We start from the raw sequence: 17,904 nt of genomic DNA on the forward strand, positions 1-17,904 counted from the left end.
GTCTTGCGCACGGAAAAGCTCTTATAGGCATTCATCCGCGATTAAATTTCCAGCTAGTGTACGCTTACACGCAACGCAGCTGCTGTGGCAAAAGGTGCCAGCGTGATGCTGCCCGCCAGCATCGCGCCCAGGATGGCCAGGTAACCGTCGATCGGCATCCCCATCGAGGCGGCATCTATCGCCGCGGTAGCGAAAATCAGTACCGGAATATACAGCGGCAGCACCAGCAAACTCAGCAGCACACCGCCTTTGCGTAGCCCCACCGTCAACGCCACTCCGATAGCGCCAATCAGGCTCAGCGTTGGGGTACCCAGCAGCAGGGTCAGCGCCATCGCCATCCAGGTATTCACATCCAGCGACAGCAGCAGCGCCACCAGCGGGGACAGGATCAACAACGGCAATCCGGTCACTACCCAGTGAGCACACACTTTGCCTAACACCGTCATTGGCAGTTGCGTTGGCAATAACAATAACTGTTCCAAAGAGCCATCGAGGTAGTCATCACGGAACAATCGCTCCAGCGAAAGCAACGAGGCTAACAGCGCCGCTACCCAAATAATCCCCGGCGCAATACGCGCCAGCAATTGCGGTTCTGGCCCAACGCCCAAGGGAAACAGCGTGATCACGATCAGGAAGAACCACAGCGGGTTGACGATCTCGGAGCCTTTACGAAAGGCAATTTTCAGTTCCCGCCGCAGTATGATGAAGAACATCAGGCGATCTCCGCGCTGGTCTGTGTCAGGCGAATTTTCCTTACCGCCTGCCGTGTACCGGTTAAATCTTGATGCGTCGTTAGCAGCACCATACCGCCCTGTTGCGCATGTTGCTCAAACAGCGCGGTCAGCTCCAACACGCCCTGCTTGTCTATCGCCGTCAAGGGTTCATCCAGGATCCACAGCGGGCATTTGCTGAGCCAGAGCCGTGCCAGCGCCACGCGCCGCTGCTGCCCGGCGGAAAGCTGCGCCACCGGCAAATCCTCATAACCGACCAAGCCTACCTGCTCCAACGCCTGCCAGATGGCCTGACGATCGGATGACTGGCTAACCGCCTGGTAAAACTGCAAATTCTCAAACGGGGTCAGCATGGATTTAATCCCTGGCTGGTGCCCCAGAAACAGCAGGTCCAAATGATATTGCTCACGGCGATGGCGCGTATTTTCGCCCTGCCACAGCACTTCGCCTGCGTCTGGCTGCGCCAACCCGGCCAAAATACGCAGCAAGCTGGTTTTGCCAGCGCCATTAGGGCCTTCCACCTGAATAATGTCGCCCGGGCTCACCAAAAAACTCAACCTGTCAAACAGAGTTCGTTCATCTCGTACACAACTAAGATTTTTGGCTTCCAGCATGGAGGACTCATATTTTTCTTTGGGATAGCGAATCATAGCATAAGCCACAGTGCGCTCGTAGCCCGCAGCCTGGCTTGGATGTACTCCATTAGGGGTAATATTGCGCATCAGATCAAAATTGCGTAGAAAAAATCAGCAACGTTAAAATTTCGTTACTTTTTCATCATTTTTCCGGCGCACTTTCCTTCGCCCCATCAGCAACTACGCTTTAGTTATCAGCCAATAGGAGAATGACCATTGAGCACAAAACCAGATCGTCCAGCCAACAGCGATGAAAACAGCGTCAAGGTCGAAAGCGAAGAGCACGATCGGGGCAAATCCACCATTGAGGTCGATGAGGAAAAACTGCCCTCGCGCGCCGCTGCCGTGCATGAACAAATCCGCATGGAGGGGGAGAAAGAACTGGAGCGTGACTGGCTGGCGCTATTGCTGTCAGCCTTGGCCGCCGGCTTGTCGATGGGGGCTTCTCTGGCAGCTAAAGGAATTTTTCACGCACGGCTACCGGACGACCCAAGCCGATTTTTTATCGAGAACATCGGCTATACCTTCGGCTTTATCATCGTCATCATGGCTCGCCAGCAGCTGTTTACGGAAAACACCGTCACTGCAGTGTTGCCCATCATGCATAAACCGACGCCGAAGAACTTCGTCATTCTGTTCCGCCTATGGGGGATAGTGCTGTTGGGGAATCTGCTCGGCACTGGCCTGGCCGCGCTGGCATTTATCTATATGCCTATTTTTGATGAGAATACCCGTGCGGCCTTCACCAGTTTGTCACAGGAAATCATGCATAACACCCCGGGAGAGATGTTTGCCAACGGCATCCTGGCGGGTTGGATCATCGCCACGATGGTGTGGATGTTCCCTTCGGCCAGGGCTGCCAAAATCTGGGTGATCGTACTGATGACCTACCTGGTGGCGATTTGCGATCTGACCCATATCGTGGTCGGTTCCGTCGAGATCCTGTACCTGGTGTTTAGCGGCGCACTCCCTTGGCAGGAGTTCTTCTACCCGTTCGCCATCCCGACGTTGGCGGGCAATATCATCGGCGGCAGCTTTATCTTCGCGCTGATCAGCCATGCGCAGATCCGTAACGATATGAGTGACAAGGCCAAGGCAGAACGGTTGAAGGCACAACGGGAGAATCAACCCAGGAAGGAACTCACGGATAAATCAGACCGCGAATAAAACTTCTCCAACCCGTTCGCGGCACAGTAAAAGGTGGATAATCGGGAAAATGGGGCATAACGGGAGAAAACCGATTATATTTCAGGCAATCAGACCAATAGCCCCTTAAACCCAAGCGCAAAAATGGGTATACTGCGCCCGCCGTGTCCCCTTAGTTAAATGGATATAACGAGCCCCTCCTAAGGGCTAGTTGCAGGTTCGATTCCTGCAGGGGACACCAGTCCATCGTTCGCTACCCTCCGTATTAGTTCGCAAAATCCCTTTAAACCCAGTTCGCATCGGTTCATTGACGGCGGTACTCCATCGCAGGCAAATATCGGACAACATATTTTACCCATGCTGACCTTGAAACAGGTCGCAACCTCACGCATTAAAAATGCGGAAGTCGCTCAGATTTCTACTTTGTCCCGCTCAGTGATGTACCAGATAGTGCCCTGATCCACCCGTATTTAGCTTGTTCTTCCATTATCCTTGTATGAAGCTGGTCACAAAACGTGAATGATGTTTTTTGTGGGCCTTGTAGAAGGCTGCACACGCCAAGCTTGTTAACAAGCCGTTACCACTGTCACATCCAATTGTTAATGGCCATTGATGCATGATACGCATCAGTTCATGAGTTTATTGCGCTTAATTAGTTTATTTTCCTGTTCCAGTCTTCAGAAACAGACGCAACAAAAGCGTCAATAGCCAACTGGAGATAACGATGAATTCACCCAACATTCCCATGACGACTCGAGCAAGAGCCGACGCGATACTGCGTGTTACCTCTGGCAACTTCTTGGAGCAGTTTGATTTTTTTCTGTTCGGGTTTTATGCCACCTACATTGCACATACCTTTTTTCCTGCCAGCAGTGAATTCGCCTCGTTGATGATGACCTTTGCAGTATTTGGCGCAGGCTTTCTGATGCGCCCTATCGGTGCCGTGGTGTTGGGGGCATACATTGATAAAGTAGGCAGACGCAAAGGACTGATTGTTACCTTGTCGATTATGGCCGCAGGAACCTTCCTGATTGTGCTCATTCCGTCCTATCAGACAATCGGTCTTTGGGCCCCATTGCTGGTGCTGGGGGGGCGCTTATTGCAAGGTTTCTCGGCAGGAGCAGAGCTGGGTGGCGTATCCGTGTATCTGGCTGAGATTGCCACTCCGGGCCGTAAAGGCTTTTATACCAGTTGGCAGTCCGGCAGCCAGCAAGTGGCCATTATGGTGGCCGCGGCGATGGGCTTCGCGCTGAATGCAGCCATGGAAGAAAGCGCTATTCGCGAGTGGGGCTGGCGTATTCCTTTCCTGTTTGGCTGCCTGATTGTACCTTTCATCTTTTTCCTGCGCCGCAAACTGGAAGAAACACAGGAGTTCACTGCCCGTCGCACCCACCTGGCAATGCGTGACGTATTTAAAACCCTGTTAACGAACTGGCAAGTTGTTATCGCTGGCATGCTAATGGTTGCCATGACGACCACCGCGTTTTATCTGATCACAGTGTATGCACCAACCTTCGGTAAAAAAGTGTTGATGCTTAGCGCATCTGACAGTTTGCTGGTGACCTTGTTGGTCGCAATCTCTAACTTCCTCTGGCTGCCAATAGGCGGCGCCCTGTCAGATCGTTTCGGCCGCAAGCCGGTTCTGGTTAGCATGACACTGTTGACGTTGCTCACGGCTTATCCAGCACTCAGCCTGCTTGCGCAAGCCCCAAGTTTTTCCATGATGCTGACAGTACTGTTATGGCTGTCCTTCATCTACGGCCTCTATAACGGTGCCATGATCCCAGCCTTGACAGAGATCATGCCGGCCGAAGTTCGGGTTGCAGGTTTCTCGCTGGCCTACAGTCTGGCAACCGCGGTCTTTGGCGGATTCACACCGGTTATCTCTACCGCACTGATTGAGTATACCGGCGATAAAGCTTCACCTGGCTATTGGATGTGCTTTGCCGCCTTGTGCGCATTGCTGGCGACGCTATATCTATACCGCCGCAGCACGTTATCACTACAAACAGCACGTTAAATCAGGGATTACATCATGCAAAAGATCTCTCGTTCACTCCTTGCAACACTGGTGCTCTCCTCTGTCAGCGTGGGCGTACAGGCCAAAGACATTACCGTCATGATTTCAGGCGGCTTTCAAGCCGCACTGGAGAAACTGACCCCACAATTCGAAGCGAAGAGTGGCGACAAAATCATTTTGGTATCCGGCCCCTCCATGGGGAAGACTCCCCAGGCGATCCCTGCACGCTTGGCGCGCGGTGAAAAGGCCGATGTGGTGATAATGGTTGGAGGCGCACTGGAAAATTTAGAAAAGGATAATTGGATCCAACCAGGTTCACGCGTGGAGCTGGCCGACTCGCCAATTGGCATGGTAGTAAAGCAAGGGGACTCGATACCCAATATCGAGAAGACTGCAGATCTACGTAATGCTCTGCTACATGCTAAATCCATTGCCTATTCTGACAGTGCCAGCGGCCGCTATGTCAGCAGCCAGCTGTTCAAAAAGCTGGGTATTGAAGCCAAGTTGCAAGAGAAAACTTATATGATTGAACGTATTCCTGTGGCATCAGAAGTGGCAAAAGGAAAATATGAGCTGGGCTTCCAGCAAGTCAGTGAACTGCTTCCTGTTCCGGGCGTAACCTTTATTGGCGAACTGCCAGAAGGTGTGCAGTACATTACCCGCTTTGCTGGCGCGATCACCGCGAAAGCAGAACATCGTCAAGGGGGTAAAGCGCTGCTGGATTTCCTGTCTTCCGCCCAGGCTCAAAAGGTCATTCGGGCCACAGGGATGAGAACCGTGAAAGCTGAACAGCCGGTTAACTAGAGTGATACTGTTCAGTAATCAACTTTTCTAACTCGGCAGCAATATAGGACTGAATGCGTCCACTGCGTTTGATTAGGCCAACTGTACGCTTCACAATTGGATCGGTTAACTGCAGGTGGGTCAGTACCGAATGCTCTGAAGATGGCATTGACATAGCGGGCACGGCAGCAATGCCGATGCCCGCTTCAACCATACCCAGCAGAGTCGTCACATGACGAGTTTCGCAGACACTGGGGCGTTCGGGAATGATATGTGCCAACATCTGATCGAGCAGATTACGGTTTCCTGACGTCTTGTCCAACCCCACATAGTCCTGCTGATAAAATTCGCGCCAGGTGAGGTTTTTTTTACTGGCGATGGGATGATCGCGCCTGCAGGCAGCCACGTAAACATCCCCTATCAAGGGAAGGAATTCAATATTGGGTTGCAGGCTTCTCGCAAAACAGATGCCGAAGTCCGCCTGCCCACTCGTAACCGCTTCGATAACATTACCTACACTGCTATCAATCAGTTTAACGCGAACACGCGGATAGCGAGCCTGGAAGCGACGAATGACGTCGGGCATAAAATAATAGGCAGCCGAAGGCACCGTGGCAACAGTGACCAACCCCGTTCGAGTCTGACTGGCCTTATTGATATCCGCTAATACCAACTCAAAGTTCATCAATAGTTGATCTGAACGCTCGGCAAAGGTCTGCCCATAAAGTGTCAGCGTAACGCGCCGGGTGGTTCTGTCGAACAATTTTATGCCAAGCGCTGATTCCAGCTTCTCGATCCTGCGGCTCAATGCTGACGGTGAAAGGCAGATGGACTCCGCAGCAAGCCTAAAGTTACCGTATTCAACCAAAGCGCGGAAGGCATAAAGATCGTTGAGATCAAAATTAACGGGCATAACGATAGACAATCCTTTCAAAGGCGGCAAAAACTTAAAAGAGAGATGATAGCCAGTTATAGCACAACAACAACCTTTACAAGACCGAACAACACTCTCAACTGGCAGCACAAACAAAAATATCAATTTCACTTTGTTATGGTCGCAAAATCAATCAATAATACTGATTAGTTTTGAAACCTAAAATAGCAACACCATCGATAGATATAGGTTCGTTAGAATACGTATCACAACGCACGACAGCGGAAACGGCTTTGGCCTTTTGGGACTGTTCATGCCAGTAAACCAGAGCAGAATCATAACGGGGACAAAAAAGATTAACGCTGGCCATGATGGAAATATAACCATGGCCAGATACTGCCTTATCTATTTAACGTTGCCTTTTCTTTCTACCCATCCACTGACAAAGACAAAAAAGACGGGCACAAAGAATATTGCCAATAAAGTCCCACTGATCATGCCGCCAAAGACACCCGTACCTATTGCATGCTGAGTCTTATCGCTAGCACCAGTAGCAAGCATCAAGGGAACAACACCCAGCGTAAAGGCCAGAGAAGTCATAACAATGGGCCGTAATCTTTGTTTAGCCGCTAGCAATGTTGCAGTAACAGTATCCATCCCCTGCATACGTAGTTTCCGAGCGAACTCAACGATCAGAATGGCGTTTTTAGTAGAAAGTCCGATGATGGTGATCATGCCAACTCTAAAAAAGACATCATTTGACATACCAGCAATGATCACCGCACATACTGCACCAGCCAGCCCCAACGGAACCACCAACATAACGGCAAAAGGCGTTGACCAACTTTCATAGAGTGCCGCCAGCACCATAAAAACCACAAGAATGGACAGCAAAATAAGCATGGGAAACTGTAATGCAGATTCTCTTTCCTGCAGAGAGCTCCCGGCCCACTCGGCCTGGAATCCATGAGGTAACGAATCAGCCAATCGTTCCATTTCAGCCATCGCCGTGCCACTCGATTGGCCCGCCGCTGCGCTTCCCATTACCCTGAATGCAGGATATCCCTGATAGCGATTCAATTGACTTGGGGCTAAAGTCCAAGACGGGCTCACGAAAGACGAAAGCGTCACCATTTCACCGGTTCTATTTCTGACGGAGATTTTCAGTAAGTCAGTAAGCTGCATTCTATAATCGGCATCAGCCTGAACGATGACCTGCTGAACGCGGCCGCGTTCCGTGTAATCATTCACATAATAAGAACCAGCGGCGGCAGAAAGCGCCTGGCCGATCTCGTCAAAAGAAACGCCGAATGCTTCAGCCTTCTCCCTATCTATATTCAGTGCAACACTCACGCCTTGAGGTAATCCATCAATGTAGACATCGGTTAATAGTGGACTTTGATTAGCCTGTGCGACGAGCTTTTCTGCCGCTTGCTTTAATGCGGGATAACCTTTTCCCCCCCGGTCTTCAACATACAGCGTAAATCCTGATGATGTCCCCATATCTGAAATCGCTGGCGGCAACAAACTTAAAATTGTGGCATCAGGCACCTCGCCCAGTGTTGTCTGAACAAAATCGGCTTCTCCCTGAGCCGTCGAACCCTTTCTGTCTTTCCAGTCTTTTAATGTGGTGAATGCCATTGCCGTATTTGGGCCCGACCCCGAAAATCCAAATCCCAGAATAGAAATATTGCTCTCAATGGCGTTACGTGTCGCTATTGTCTGTTCAAACTGCTGTACGACTTCACGAGTCCGCTCCATAGTCGCATCTGAAGGAAGTTGCATTGAGGACATAAAATAGCCCTGGTCCTCTTCCGGAAGAAACGATGAAGGCAGTTTTTGCAACGCGAAAAACAGCAAGCCGCATAGAGCAACATAAAGCAGCATCATTCTTCCTGTACGCTTCAACACATACTTCAATCCAGATCCATAGCGAACAGATAAGCCATCAAACTTACGATTGAAGCCGTGTGAAAATCTACTCCCCAAACCTTCTTTTTGTCCATGAGGTTTCAACAAGGTAGCGCACAGTGCAGGTGTCAGCGTCAGGGCGAGAAATGCCGAAAAAAGGATGGACACCGCCATCGAGAGTGTAAACTGCCGATAAATAACACCGACCGAACCACTGGCAAAGCCCATAGGGATAAATACGGCGGTCAATACCAGGGTGATACCGATAATTGCCGGGGTAATTTCCGCCATCGCAATACGTGTCGCTTGCTTGGGCGGCAACTTTTTCTCCGCCATGAGACGTTCGACATTCTCAACAACCACGATCGCATCATCCACAATGATGCCGATAGCTAACACCATACCGAACATGGTCAGTACATTTATGGAAAAACCACTGAATAACATGATGGTCAATGTGCCCAGCAAAGCGACTGGCGCAACAATGGCAGGGATCACCGTACAGCGAATTTTGTGCAGAAAAAGCAGCATCACGAGAAACACCAGGATCATTGCTTCAACAAAGGTCTGGATGACTTTCTCGATCGAGAGTTTCACAAACGGGGCCGTGTCAAAAGGAACTGTAAATTGCATCCCTTGCGGCAGATTTGCGGACAGTTCATCAAGACGCATACGGATACCCTCGGCAGCACTGATTGCATTTGCCCCAGGGGAGAGCTGGATCGCCGCTGCAGTTGCAGGCAACCCATTCTCGCGGATCGCAAAAGCATAACTTTGTAAACCGGACTCCACTCGGGCAACATCCGCTAATCTCAATCGCGAGCCGTTGTTGTTTGCTTTAAGTGTAATATTGCGGAACTCGTCCAGTGAAGAAAGCTGTCCTTGAACCGTCAGTGGGTAGGTAACCCGCTGTCCAGAAAGGGCGGGCTCATCACCCATACGCCCCGGTGAAACCAGGATGTTTTGCTGACCGAGCGCCGTGAGCACATCATTAACCGACAGTTTATAGGTGAACAGCTTGATGGGATCCAACCAAACACGTATCGCCTTTTCGGCACCAAATAACTGAACTTTGCCCACGCCAGGCACTCGCCGCAATTCATCAGACACATGGCGTGCAAAATAGTCGCTCAAATCGGCTTCTTCATATTGCTCGGAAGGCGACGTCAATCCCACCATCATCAGAAACCCCGAATTGGCGGCTTCAACATTGACACCATTCTGACGCACCACCTGAGGAAGGCGAGGTTCGATCACTTTTATCTGGTTCTGAATATCCATTTGGGCAAGGTTGATATTCGTGCCAGGCTTGAACGTCACCGTAATGGATGCCATACCCGACGTGTCACTGGACGACTCAAAATAAAGCAGATTATCAACCCCTGCTATCTCGCGTTCGAGAAGTGAAATAACTGACGTATTCATCGTCTCTGGCGTTGCTCCAGGATAGGTTGCCGTTATCGACACACTGGGTGGTGCAACGGCTGGATATTGGGCCACCGGCAATTGCGGGATAGCAAGGCCCCCTCCCAGAATAATAAATAGGGCGATGACCCAGGCAAAAATTGGCCTATTGATAAAAAACTGGGACATTGAATGACATCCGTATTGATGATGATTTATTTAGAAATACCGTGTGTATTCCAAACATAATGAAAAGTGAGCGGCATTAGTCCTTTTCCACTATTTCAGTGTTGATCCTTTTACCAATATCTTTAAGTTGTGAATATTTTTCCAATAGCTGCGGACCATCATCAAGGCTTGTAGCAAACATCCACATATAGGTCATCACAGAATAGATATGACCAGCACTGATGCCCTTCGCCTGAGTCATCCAGACGATAGTTAGGCTAAACAACAGGGCAACCAGCCCCCCAATAGACAGATAGCCTATGGCTTCGCGATCGGATAGCCTTATGCGCAGCCTCGCAAGTGTCAAATAATGCCGTTCCAGGGAAAGCCTGGTGGCTGTACTGACAAAATCCACTTCTTTTTCAAGGCGGTTATTCAGTCTGTTATACAGTGCTTCATTTTTAATGGCATATCCTGGGAGGAAGCAGGCCAAAAAGGCCAATATGACCAGACAAGCCACACCGGCCCAAAATTCAATGAGCAGTAACATGACGGCAGCACCAATCATAGAGACCAGAGAAGTAATGAGCATCGGCAAATGCAACTCAAAGAAATCGACAAACTCTCTTGATAACGCTACGCGGGCCGCCACGGTAGAATAATTCAGCTTTATTTTACGCTGCGTCATCACCACAGAGACCGCCAGCGCGGCATAAATTCTGGCGAAAGCACGCGTATCCACACTCCTTCGTGTCGCACCAAGGCACCAGATAAATAAGATCATTACCCCATACAGCACAGCATTTAACGTCTGCCCTGCCAGGATGGCGTTGATGGACACACCTGCCAGTATTGGATAGAGCAGGTAGGTAACGTTCTCGGCAATCACCAGGAAAAAAGTCAGGGATAACTTTCTTCGGTGACGACTCGCCAGTGATTTCAGAGTGTTGGAAGCACTTCCGGCCACTGGAGGAGCGGGAATATTTCGACTGTTCATTGAAGGGGTTTCTGTTAAAATAATAATAGAGCAATCGCTCAAATGATAAGAACATGCTATTTGAGCAGTTGCTCAAAGTCAAGAAGGAGATGGGCCGTGAAATGTAAATCAGAACCGATGAGAGATAAAATTCTCAGTGCTGTTGTCGAACTGTTTATTGAAAAAGGCGTTGAGAATGTGAAAACACGTGATCTCACCGAGTCCTTAGGCCTCTCCCGTAGCCATATTTATCACTACTTTAAAAACTGGCAATCGCTATGTCTCGAAGCAGTAACAAAATTTATGCTTACGGAACTGGAAGAGTTTCGCATAATGCTTAAACCATTACCTGCCCATCAGAAATTGCAAGAATTTATTGATGGTAATATTTCTGCAACGCCTGACCCTACCAGGAAACTGTACGGGTCTCTATGGATACTCTCCACGCATAATGAATCTTATGCCAGTCTGATGCAGTCGATTTTAGAAGAGTGGCATCAGGTTCTTACCCAAATTATTCGATCCGGTATGGAAGAAGGAGCATTTCGCAGTGTTGAAGCCCCCCGCGTAGCACGACAGCTAGACGCGATGCTATTTGGCTACAGTGAATATCTGTTCACGCTACCTTCGGAGGGATCCTTAAAGCAGGCGAAGGAGGATGTTGAAGACTTCATAAAGCAGAACCTATTAATCCAGTCACATATCTAATTGTTTGAATTTCATGCATAATGTTCATTACCCATTGTCAGGTTGTTCAGGTTTATCGCCATGGCTGATGAGCACAGGTCTTGATTAGGTTGAGGGTATAATAGTCAATGCTATCAGTAATTTGCGTGGAAATTTTCCGTCCCCTGGCACAACCTCTTAGGTTAAGGGTATAATCCAAGGCATTATTTAATCGGTTTCGGAAACGAACATGGCAAAGCTAACATTACAAGAGCAGCTGCTTAAAGCTGGACTGGTCAACAGTAAAAAACTGGCGAAAGTGGAAAGAACGGCTAAAAAATCGCGGGTTCAGGCTCGTGAGGCAAGAGAGGCCGTGGAAGAAAACAAAAAAGCACAGATTGAACGTGATAAACAGTTGAATGAGCAGCAAAAACAGGCCGCCTTAGCTAAAGAATATAAAGCCCAGGTTAAGCAGCTTATTGAAATGAACCGCATCGTTATTGCAAATGGCGATATTGGCTATAACTTCACAGATAATAATTTAATTAAAAAAATATATGTGGATAAAACGACTCAATCTCAATTGATTAGTGGCCGCCTTGCCATTGCTCGTCTGATTACCGATAAGAATCCTGATGGCGAATACGCGATTATACCCGCGATCGTGGCAGATAAAATTGCGCAGCGTGATGCGAGCAGCATTGTATTAAATGCCGAGCTGAGCAAAGAGGCTAAAGATGAAGAAGATCCGTATGCCGATTTTGTCGTGCCTGACGATCTGATGTGGTAAACAAACTTTCCAGATGCTTACAGCGACCAGCCCCTAAGCAACAACGCCCCTTGAGCTCAACCGCAGGGGCATTTCGACCTATCTTTTCGTTTTCGAACTAAATCACAAAAAATCTTATTTAAATTAAAAAGTTAAATGAAAAAGCCCCGAAAACGGGGCCTTAGGGGTGAATTCAAGCTGGCTGGCTCTGCTTTTTGTAGATAGAACGGTAATGATTGAGCCGTTCGAAGAAGTTATCGCTCTGTTCACGCGACATATTACCCGCCACGCCGTTAGCATCGACTTCACGACCCTGAAACTCCAAGAATGCCACCGTAGAAGCGAGAAAATCCATGTTGCTGGTGTTCTTGGCATAGACATAGCACTTTTCCAAAGTTTCCATGATCTCCTCCTCAACGTTTTACAGTAAAGTTGACGTGCCACAAGCAGGATGACAATCGCTCGTTAAATGTGCTGCACTTCTAAGAATACTCGCAAAAGCTAAAAAATATACGCCATACGTGCTGTGTGATTAAAAAGTGGGCAGAGATCGCAGAAATACCTAGCGCGGCAAGGAAGATTGCTCCGCCTGCAAGACTCGCTCTGCCGTAACCACAGTGCCAAAGTCGTCAAGCACCGAGTAAAATACCTTCATGCCAGCATTCACCGGGCCTTTAGCCGCGGTTAAGGCAAAATCAGCCTGCCCTTTTGGGCTTACCATGCCATTTTCCGGTACCAGGGTAACGACGGCCTGCTGCTTATCGCGGCCCACCGTCATTTCTAATAATGTCTGGTGAAAAGGCGTGGGGTTGCTGACCAGCAACACCGGGTTGCCGCCCTGTTTTGCCAGGCTAAAGCGCAACTGCTCCTGCACGTTGGCCGTGTTCATCGTCTGTAATGACCGTGGCCGGTAGAATAATTTAATGCGGGTTCTGAACGCCATCTGCATCTGGCTGGCCGTATTGCTGGCCACTTTAGGCGGGATCTCCAACACGTTAAGCCAAAACACCGACTCACGATCGCTCGGCAGCGTGTGTTCCGCCCCGGTAAACAACACTCTCAGACGCTGTGCCCGCTTCCCGTCCAGGCGCAAGATCGGCGGCGCTACGGTAAACGGCGTGGCGATTTTCTCCGGTTCCGCCTCACTATCACCATTGTCCACCCAGACTTGCAGCAGCACCGCTGAGCGACCCTCGTTGGTCACTCGCAGCGTCGCTTCCTTATCCTTGCCGTTGACAATCAGGCGCGTGGCTCCCAGGTATATCTCGGCGTGGCTCAGTGGGATAAATAAGGCCATCACTGTAATCAATAGCCAACGGCCAAGCCTGCGATATTGTGGCGTGAAACCAGACATAGCTGCCATTTTTACCCTACTTATAATTGAGCGTAAAAGTGATTGCGGTGTTGGCCGTACCTGCGGTTACCGCATTACCCACCTGGAACAAGCCAGCCTGCATGGGAACCCGATAGTTGGCCTTGGCAGAACTATTATAGTTATCCAGCAGATAAATAGTGCCAAACGTCATCGGCAGGTTGTTGCCACGCAGTAACTGTATCCCGACGCCGCTAGCGCTTGAGGTAGCGTTCGGTGCAACTACACCATTGGCAGCATCCAGCACCTGTGTCGTGGCGGCAAAACTGTAACCAATGCTGGCCAAGCCCGCCGGGCATTGGTTGAACGCCAGCTCAAAGGCTTTACGCCCTGCCACCGAACCCACGCCGTTGAACTGACCGACGCTGGCCTCCGGCAGATCGACATTCACATTCGGAGTGGTGCAGGTGCCGCCACTGGCGATAGTCCCGCCGCTTTTGAACTGGGCAATCATGTAGGTGAGATCGCCCGGCAGAGCAATGCCGTTATACGTCTCTAAATGCCGCAGATAAATTGGATCGAACAAGGGAATTGCGCCAGCGGTCAGGCCGGTGGTCGTTTTCACAAACCGCACCTGAGCATCAACGCCCAAATAGAAGCGGTTACCGCTGTAGTTGACGGTAATGGTCTCAGGATGGGTCTGCTGCCCACCCGTGCCAATGGTCAACGGCTGCCAGTTGGTGGTTTTACCATTCAGGGTATAACGCCAACGGACGATATACCCCAGACCGGCTTTTACCGTGGTGTTATACAGCATGTAAGTTTGCCCATCGACCACGATGGTATTGCGCGTGGTGTAAGGCGGGTAACCCTGTACGCTAAACTGCACCGGCTGCTGGTAGGCGCTATTGGGGGTGCAGTTCCAGGCCGTGGAGTTGTAAGAGTTGATCCAAGGCCCCAGCACGTCACCCACAGCGCTGTCTTTGCCAATCTCAATGGTGGCCGTGTCGAAAAACTGATAATAACCGCTGTTACGCGCGCAACTGACCGCAAGCCCTTCGGCGCTGGTCGCTCCGCCGTAGCCAAATATCAGCAATAAGCCAAGAAGCAAGCGCTTACCCCGCAGCCGGAACCCTGCGCCGAGCCTCGGCGTGAACAAACGGACCAACGTCAGTCGTTGCTTCATTGGCATATTACCTCCAGGCGGCGATAGTCTGGTTCATCCCCAGGCGATACGGCGGGCAACTGATAGTTAAACCGGCAACTGTCTCCGGCCCCTTCCCCCCATTTCACCTCTAACTGGCCTTTAGGGTTGTTAACCCGCAGTAAGCCTTCACCAACCTGACCGATATACCCCACGCTACGCTGTTGTTCGTCGGACACGTTTGCGCCAAAGGGCAACGGATTACCCGCAACGTCTCGGGCCGTCACCAGGATCGAGTAGCCGCTTTCGGTCTCATAACGTAACAGCCCAACGGCACCGGCGGTCGGCGCGATCTTCTGGCTGGTGTATTTCAGCTCCACATCCCTGGAAAGCCCTTTCGGATCCAACTCCACGGTATTTTGACGGTAAGGGCTGAGGTAAGGGACCACCGCCTTTCCGCTGTTATCCAGGCGCAGACCGCTGTAGTTGGTGATCCTGGCCCCCTTGGCGTTTTCTGCCTCGACGATTGCCGACGTTTCCCCCAGCATCGGTGTAAACACCACTCCGCCGCTATAGGCAACCAGGCCACCGGACATATTGGCGCCATATTGTTGATAACCCTGGCCTGCGGAAACGCTGCCCCCAACGAAGGCATAAGGCGCGGCCCATGAGCCGTTGACGCCACCGCTAACGCTGTTGCTACCATTTTTATCATAGTCGTAGTTGGTAAAGGCGCTGTAGTTATACTGCCGGTCCTCTCCCAGGCTACCGGACAGCGAGTTCTGCAACCCCTGACGATCCTTTTGCTGGGTATAGCTGCTGGTCAGGTTAGGTGCGCGCGAGCTGGAACCCAATGGGATCGACAGGGTCAGCATGGCTTTGTTATCCCAGTTTCCGGTTGCCAGGTTGCGTGTCCGTGCGAAGTTAACCCCATAATTCAGCTTGTTATAATGATTGTTGTAGCTAAGCTGATATTCGCGGTCGGTCTGGTCATGATCCCAATAATCCTGCACGTTGGCATTCAACGCGACAGTCCCAAACCCCTCCGGCAACGACTGGCTGGCGTTAATCTGGAAACGATTACGTCGTTTCCAACTGTTATAGTCAGCAAAGCCGCTATCGTTACTGTCGCGATCGCGCAGCAACATGGCGTCATCCACGTTGTAATACCCAGAGCTGGAATAGCGGTAGCTGGCCAGCGTGATGTTGGTATCCACTACCGGCAAAATTTTCGCATAGGTGAGACGTACGCTCTGCCCCTGCTCGTTAGGACGGTGCTCAAACTGCGTTTGTGCCTGGGTAATATCCGCCGACAGCGCACCAAAATCGGTATTGAATGCCAAACCGCCCGAGGCCGCCGCATAGCCATCGGCACCGATCACACCGGTATACCCCGTCAGCAGGTTTGTGAAACCATGCCTCAAGGTGCCCACCGCAATGGCAGGTTCTTCGCTCACCGAGTTATTGCGATATTTCCCCGCCATCAGTGAATAGTGGGTTACACCTGGCCGCAGCAGTTCGGCAATCGAAGCATAGGTGACGGTAAAGCTGCGTTCAGTGCCGTCGGCTTCGGTCACCGTGACCAGCAGATCGCCGCCGCTGCCGGTAGGATAGAGATCGTCAATAACAAACGGCCCCGGCGGTACGGTGGTCTCATAAATCTGGCTGCCACGCTGGCTTACACGCACCAACGCGTTGGTATTGGCGATACCGCGCACCACCGGGGCAAAGCCACGTTGGGAATCGCTGTACATACGATCGTCCGAGCTGATCTGAGCGCCAATGAACCCAATGCTGTCAAAGACTTGACCGTCGGTGGTCGATTGGCCCAGCACCATCCGGCTACGCCAGCCAACCAGAGGCCGTTCCAGATAGGTTTCATTGCTTTGATAGCGAAAACCCTCGTCATCATTCCAATTGGCCGACGCCCGGTAACGCAGACGCCACACGTCCCAATTTAATCCGCCACGCAACCCCAGAAATTGGGTGGTTTGAGCAGATGAGTCGGAATGATCGGCACGGTAAGCGTTGTAGTCATATTGCAGGGTCGCCGCCGTGATGCCGTTATCCCACAGCTCAGGGCTGACATAACCACGGGCTTCATGCTGCAGCAAAGACTGCGGCGCACGCACGTCCAACCGTTGGCCACCGCTATCAAAATTGCCCTCCACGCCAGGTATCAGTTCACCCAACGCAATACACTGTTCCCCTTGCTGCAAGCGCGACAGCACCGCCTTGTCCAGTTTATCCAAGGCAATATCGAACAGGCTTAACAGTTTCAGATCGTAGCAAGGTTGAGCGATGCTGCTTTGCGGCGAAGCCAGGGAAAAGTTGACGTCCTGACGCCCTTTCCATTGGTCGTTAAGATAGAGATCGATGCGGTGAATGCCGGGAGCAACCGGGTTACCGCTGGAGAACTGGCTGACATCGACGGACGAACGCAGAAAAGACTCGTTGAACTCAATAGCCTCACTTTCATCCGCATAAGCCAACGTTATGGGAGCCAGTAAAATGGCTCCCGCAATATAAATCTGGTTGAGAAAAGAGGGCCGCCAATCAAGACTTACCACTGCCCGCCAACGTCCGCTCATTTTTGTTATCCCCACCGAAATCATCAATCAGGCTATAAAACGCTTTTAAGCCTGCTGACGGTGCCGATTTCATTCCTTGAATTTTCATCACCAACTCGCCAAAGGGTGCCACCATCCTTTCCTGCGTTTTCCCTAGATCGCCCAGTACTGGCGCACCTTTGGCGCTACGAATTTCAATCTGGCGGAAAGTAAGGTAATAAGGCGATGGGTTCTTGGCGACGATTTCATAACCCGCAGCCCCTTTGCGTAAGCTCAGATCCAGCTTTTCGTAAGCCTGAGCCGGGGTCATTGGCAGGTTATTCGGCCGATAGAACAGTTTGATGCGGGTGCGGAAAGAGAACTGCATCAGGTTGTCGCCCGCGGCTATTTTTTGGGTAGCCTTGGGTGGGATCTCCAACACATTGAGCCAGAACAGTGATTCACGGTTACTCGGCAATCCGCCGCCGGTACGTGCAATACGCAACGCCTGCCCTTTGCCCGGATCGATACGGGCTACCGGTGGCGTCAGGGTAAAAGGCACCTTGACGGTGTCGGGTTTGGATTTAACATCGCCGTTATCGATCCAGGACTGAATCAACACCGGGCTGGTCCCTTGGTTACGCAGTTGGGTAATCGCTTCACCGCTGTTTTCGTTATAAATAATGCGTGTGGCGTTGATGATCACACCAGCATCAGCGGCAACTGTCCATGTCAGCGCCAAGCTAAAGGCGGAAACGGTAAATAGAGTTCTTAACATGGCGCTGTCCTCTGAAAGGGATGAGGCTGCCCTCATCC

15 protein-coding genes and 1 tRNA gene are annotated in these 17,904 nt (G+C 50.9%); 6 read left to right on the plus strand and 10 right to left on the minus strand.

Annotation, left to right across the window (positions count from 1 at the left end):
* Nucleotides 1-53: 53 nt before the first annotated feature.
* A complete protein-coding gene (ccmB, locus tag KGP21_RS19995) occupies nucleotides 54-713 on the minus strand; it encodes a heme exporter protein CcmB (RefSeq protein WP_021806074.1) in 660 nt (219 codons plus the stop codon).
* A complete protein-coding gene (gene ccmA, locus KGP21_RS20000) occupies nucleotides 713-1,345 on the minus strand; it encodes a cytochrome c biogenesis heme-transporting ATPase CcmA (RefSeq protein WP_037375630.1) in 633 nt (210 codons plus the stop codon). The genes ccmB and ccmA overlap by 1 nt, the downstream gene beginning before the upstream one ends.
* A 237-nt stretch (nucleotides 1,346-1,582) precedes the next feature.
* Here ccmA and KGP21_RS20005 point away from each other — a divergent pair, with 237 nt between their 5' ends.
* The 4 genes from KGP21_RS20005 (at nucleotide 1,583) to KGP21_RS20020 (ending at nucleotide 5,336) form a co-directional block, all read left to right on the plus strand.
* Nucleotides 1,583-2,533 (plus strand): formate/nitrite transporter family protein, encoded by a 951-nt coding sequence (locus KGP21_RS20005; RefSeq protein ID WP_021806076.1) that lies wholly within the window; start codon nucleotides 1,583-1,585, stop codon nucleotides 2,531-2,533.
* Between the two features lie 145 nt (nucleotides 2,534-2,678).
* Nucleotides 2,679-2,753 (plus strand) — tRNA-Arg (locus KGP21_RS20010).
* A 483-nt stretch (nucleotides 2,754-3,236) separates the two neighbouring features.
* Nucleotides 3,237-4,532: an MFS transporter gene (locus KGP21_RS20015; RefSeq protein ID WP_021806078.1), complete on the plus strand. Its 1,296-nt coding sequence runs from the start codon at nucleotides 3,237-3,239 to the stop codon at nucleotides 4,530-4,532.
* Nucleotides 4,533-4,547: 15 nt separating this feature from the next.
* Nucleotides 4,548-5,336, plus strand: coding sequence for a substrate-binding domain-containing protein (locus KGP21_RS20020; RefSeq protein ID WP_223536101.1), 789 nt, complete (start codon nucleotides 4,548-4,550; stop codon nucleotides 5,334-5,336).
* Here KGP21_RS20020 and KGP21_RS20025 read toward each other — a convergent pair.
* The 3 genes from KGP21_RS20025 to KGP21_RS20035 form a co-directional block, all read right to left on the minus strand.
* Nucleotides 5,329-6,228 carry a LysR family transcriptional regulator gene (locus KGP21_RS20025; protein WP_021806080.1) on the minus strand — a complete coding sequence of 300 codons (900 nt, stop codon included), beginning with the start codon at nucleotides 6,226-6,228 and terminating at the stop codon, nucleotides 5,329-5,331. The two genes, KGP21_RS20020 and KGP21_RS20025, sit on opposite strands and share 8 nt — an antisense overlap.
* 366 nt (nucleotides 6,229-6,594) lie before the next feature.
* On the minus strand, nucleotides 6,595-9,693 hold the full coding sequence (locus KGP21_RS20030; protein ID WP_223536103.1) for a multidrug efflux RND transporter permease subunit: 3,099 nt from the start codon (nucleotides 9,691-9,693) through the stop codon (nucleotides 6,595-6,597).
* A 76-nt stretch (nucleotides 9,694-9,769) separates the two neighbouring features.
* The gene (locus KGP21_RS20035; RefSeq protein ID WP_223536105.1) at nucleotides 9,770-10,669 is read right to left on the minus strand and encodes an ABC transporter six-transmembrane domain-containing protein; all 900 of its coding nucleotides are present in this window, start codon (nucleotides 10,667-10,669) and stop codon (nucleotides 9,770-9,772) included.
* 96 nt (nucleotides 10,670-10,765) lie between these two features.
* Between KGP21_RS20035 and KGP21_RS20040 the strand changes: the two genes are divergently transcribed.
* Both KGP21_RS20040 and KGP21_RS20045 read left to right on the plus strand, forming a co-directional pair.
* Entirely contained in the window at nucleotides 10,766-11,356 is a 591-nt protein-coding gene (locus KGP21_RS20040; protein WP_037375551.1) for a TetR/AcrR family transcriptional regulator, read from the plus strand.
* Nucleotides 11,357-11,564: 208 nt separating this feature from the next.
* On the plus strand, nucleotides 11,565-12,104 hold the full coding sequence (locus KGP21_RS20045) for a DUF2058 domain-containing protein (protein ID WP_021178639.1): 540 nt from the start codon (nucleotides 11,565-11,567) through the stop codon (nucleotides 12,102-12,104).
* Between the two features lie 172 nt (nucleotides 12,105-12,276).
* Here KGP21_RS20045 and KGP21_RS20050 read toward each other — a convergent pair whose 3' ends face one another.
* From KGP21_RS20050 to KGP21_RS20070, 5 genes are all read right to left on the minus strand, one after another.
* Nucleotides 12,277-12,486: a hypothetical protein gene (locus KGP21_RS20050; protein ID WP_021178640.1), complete on the minus strand. Its 210-nt coding sequence runs from the start codon at nucleotides 12,484-12,486 to the stop codon at nucleotides 12,277-12,279.
* A gap of 159 nt (nucleotides 12,487-12,645) precedes the next feature.
* Nucleotides 12,646-13,446: a molecular chaperone gene (locus KGP21_RS20055; RefSeq protein ID WP_223498152.1), complete on the minus strand. Its 801-nt coding sequence runs from the start codon at nucleotides 13,444-13,446 to the stop codon at nucleotides 12,646-12,648.
* A gap of 7 nt (nucleotides 13,447-13,453) precedes the next feature.
* Nucleotides 13,454-14,587 carry a fimbrial protein gene (locus tag KGP21_RS20060; protein WP_223536107.1) on the minus strand — a complete coding sequence of 378 codons (1,134 nt, stop codon included), beginning with the start codon at nucleotides 14,585-14,587 and terminating at the stop codon, nucleotides 13,454-13,456.
* Nucleotides 14,578-17,130, minus strand: a complete 2,553-nt coding sequence (locus KGP21_RS20065) for a fimbria/pilus outer membrane usher protein (RefSeq protein WP_223498153.1) — start codon at nucleotides 17,128-17,130, stop codon at nucleotides 14,578-14,580. The genes KGP21_RS20060 and KGP21_RS20065 overlap by 10 nt, the downstream gene beginning before the upstream one ends.
* A complete protein-coding gene (locus tag KGP21_RS20070; RefSeq protein WP_021806087.1) occupies nucleotides 17,096-17,866 on the minus strand; it encodes a molecular chaperone in 771 nt (256 codons plus the stop codon). Before KGP21_RS20070 ends, KGP21_RS20065 begins: the two co-directional genes overlap by 35 nt.
* Nucleotides 17,867-17,904: the final 38 nt, after the last annotated feature.

This window comes from Serratia sp. JSRIV004, from assembly GCF_019968705.1.
Classification (GTDB): Bacteria; Pseudomonadota; Gammaproteobacteria; order Enterobacterales; family Enterobacteriaceae; genus Chania; species Chania fonticola_B.

What these genes read in the sequence shown, in the direction of transcription:
- ccmB (WP_021806074.1), bottom strand. Translation starts at nt 713, where the DNA reads ATGTTCTTCATCATACTGCGGCGGGAACTGAAAATTGCCTTTCGTAAA.
- ccmA (WP_037375630.1), bottom strand. Translation starts at nt 1,345, where the DNA reads ATGCTGGAAGCCAAAAATCTTAGTTGTGTACGAGATGAACGAACTCTG.
- KGP21_RS20015 (WP_021806078.1), top strand. Translation starts at nt 3,237, where the DNA reads ATGAATTCACCCAACATTCCCATGACGACTCGAGCAAGAGCCGACGCG.
- KGP21_RS20020 (WP_223536101.1), top strand. Translation starts at nt 4,548, where the DNA reads ATGCAAAAGATCTCTCGTTCACTCCTTGCAACACTGGTGCTCTCCTCT.
- KGP21_RS20025 (WP_021806080.1), bottom strand. Translation starts at nt 6,228, where the DNA reads ATGCCCGTTAATTTTGATCTCAACGATCTTTATGCCTTCCGCGCTTTG.
- KGP21_RS20030 (WP_223536103.1), bottom strand. Translation starts at nt 9,693, where the DNA reads ATGTCCCAGTTTTTTATCAATAGGCCAATTTTTGCCTGGGTCATCGCC.
- KGP21_RS20035 (WP_223536105.1), bottom strand. Translation starts at nt 10,669, where the DNA reads ATGAACAGTCGAAATATTCCCGCTCCTCCAGTGGCCGGAAGTGCTTCC.
- KGP21_RS20045 (WP_021178639.1), top strand. Translation starts at nt 11,565, where the DNA reads ATGGCAAAGCTAACATTACAAGAGCAGCTGCTTAAAGCTGGACTGGTC.
- KGP21_RS20050 (WP_021178640.1), bottom strand. Translation starts at nt 12,486, where the DNA reads ATGGAAACTTTGGAAAAGTGCTATGTCTATGCCAAGAACACCAGCAAC.
- KGP21_RS20055 (WP_223498152.1), bottom strand. Translation starts at nt 13,446, where the DNA reads ATGGCAGCTATGTCTGGTTTCACGCCACAATATCGCAGGCTTGGCCGT.
- KGP21_RS20060 (WP_223536107.1), bottom strand. Translation starts at nt 14,587, where the DNA reads ATGCCAATGAAGCAACGACTGACGTTGGTCCGTTTGTTCACGCCGAGG.
- KGP21_RS20065 (WP_223498153.1), bottom strand. Translation starts at nt 17,130, where the DNA reads ATGAGCGGACGTTGGCGGGCAGTGGTAAGTCTTGATTGGCGGCCCTCT.
- KGP21_RS20070 (WP_021806087.1), bottom strand. Translation starts at nt 17,866, where the DNA reads ATGTTAAGAACTCTATTTACCGTTTCCGCCTTTAGCTTGGCGCTGACA.